Here is a 1,885-nt window from a genome sequence, read left to right as displayed (position 1 = left end):
TTTCAACCACGGCGACTGCCATACCTGGTACTTCAAAGCGTTTCATCGATTGCTCAATGGTTTGTTCAAGCTGCTTATTATCGATTGCGGCATAAAGCTGACTCGACGCAATAACGCCAAGCGCGAGAGTAATTTTGCTGAGTATTTTTTTCATAATATTCTTATTTGTAGATTGAAAATTCGCGCTCTGCGCGTGCACTATCCAAATCAATTTTCGTTTGTTGTAATCGGATTTGATTTATATACTCACTTGGTAATTTAGCTTCTAAAGCACCAGTAAGCACATGTTTTAAATACCAATCATAAGGAAGTTGTTGTTGGCATAAAGTATTTGCAACATAACAATATGCAGTAAATTGACCACCACACTCGTTAGTCACAACAATCTCGTGGTTATCGTAGCGAGGCCCTTCAATGTCATCTAATATTAACTTTTCATCTTGTGTAATTTTGTAGAGCACACCGTACAACACGTCATCATCATTGTGCGTTAAAAATGCATTACATTTGCCAGAGTTATCAAAGCCTTTTTTATCAAATGTCAGCTTAAGGCCACGCACAGTTGCAACACCAATACGTGTCGCATTCGGCAAGCGTGCCAATAAACGATTTAATGACATATTAGAACCATAGGCTAAGTTGTAATAAATCATACCCATACCACCCTAACTGCAAGACCAATTAACACCACTCCTATGCCGCGATCAAACCAGTGTCCAGCACGTAAAAAGAACCCGCGCACCTGCACTTTGCTCAACACAACAGATAAAAAGCTAAACCAAATAAGCGTGGCAATCGCCATATATAAGCCATAGCCAGCCTGGATAAGTAACGGTGTTTCAACACTAATTACTAAGGTAAATAAGCTCAAAAAGAACAGTGTGGCTTTGGGGTTAAGGGCATTAACTAAAAAGCCACGGCTAAACGCCTTTACCATCGACTCAGGCTGGGTATGTTCTAACAACTGTTCGGCTTGTTGCGTTGCTGGTTTTGCCCTTAATGCCATTACACCTATGTAGGCTAGATATGCCGCTGCTAAATACTTTAATACGGCAAAAAGTGTAGGAGATTGTGAAATCACAATAGCCACGCCCAATACACAATAGCTTACATGCACTAAAATTCCGGTTGCAATACCCGCACTGGTGACCAAGGCATTTTTACGCCCTTTTTGAATGCTTTGTTTTAACACCAATGCAAAATCAGGACCGGGGCTTGCAACTGCAAAAAAGTGACTAATCACTATTAATAGAAATTCATCGAAATAATTCACTTTTCCTCCGTTAATGCGATAAGCATTGGGTTAGCTGACTGCGTGATTGTGTTTTCGAGCTGCTTATTGGCGCGCTTTAGCATTGAACGTAAATGCGGTTTTAAATGCGTGGAGATATGCGCAAGCGGTAAATTTTTCGCTCTTAATAATAGTGCTAAAATATACACTAATTCAGGCTCAGCTAATGTCGCACTGCGGTTAGCATACGGGTTATAACACGAACCACAACCACCTCTAAACTGGTAGGCGGTATTCGCCATCATTACACCAAACCCCATAAAACAAGAGAGCAAATCAACCGCTTGCGGTAATAAGTCTTTTCCACCTGGCGGCAAACTACCGCTTTGTAACACATTTATGTAAGAAAGTGATTGCGCAAAAGAAGCGATTAAATCTTGCGGTTGATTTATTTGGTTTGGATTAAATGAAATTTGCAATGAACCCGATGATGCCAAAAGCTTTGCTGACTCACCACGTTTTACACTGGCAAATTCAAGCCGTGGAAACTGCTGTTCGGTAACTTGGTTTGGCCCAACTAAAACGAGAGGCCATACTTGCATACCAGCGTAACGTCTTACTTGGTTAAACACATAACTGGCCATTTGCTCGATG

General features: G+C 41.0%; 3 protein-coding genes. All 3 read right to left on the bottom strand.

Annotated elements, in window-relative coordinates; all coding sequences use genetic code 11:
- Window positions 1-161 precede the first annotated feature (161 nt).
- A complete protein-coding gene (locus tag ABYD77_RS19065; RefSeq protein WP_372771667.1) occupies window positions 162-653 on the bottom strand; it encodes a gamma-glutamylcyclotransferase family protein in 492 nt (163 codons plus the stop codon).
- The gene (locus ABYD77_RS19060) at window positions 650-1,273 is read right to left on the bottom strand and encodes a LysE family translocator (protein ID WP_372771666.1); all 624 of its coding nucleotides are present in this window, start codon (window positions 1,271-1,273) and stop codon (window positions 650-652) included. Before ABYD77_RS19060 ends, ABYD77_RS19065 begins: the two co-directional genes overlap by 4 nt.
- Window positions 1,270-1,885: hypothetical protein (locus ABYD77_RS19055; RefSeq protein ID WP_372771665.1), on the bottom strand; the 616-nt coding region annotated here is incomplete at its 5' end. The genes ABYD77_RS19055 and ABYD77_RS19060, both read right to left, overlap by 4 nt.

Origin of the sequence: Pseudoalteromonas sp., assembly GCF_041629635.1 — a bacterium.
Taxonomy (GTDB): Bacteria; Pseudomonadota; Gammaproteobacteria; order Enterobacterales; family Alteromonadaceae; genus Pseudoalteromonas.
This window is presented reverse-complemented; position numbering and strand designations above follow the sequence as displayed.

What these genes read in the sequence shown, in the direction of transcription:
- ABYD77_RS19065 (WP_372771667.1), bottom strand. Translation starts at nt 653, where the DNA reads ATGATTTATTACAACTTAGCCTATGGTTCTAATATGTCATTAAATCGT.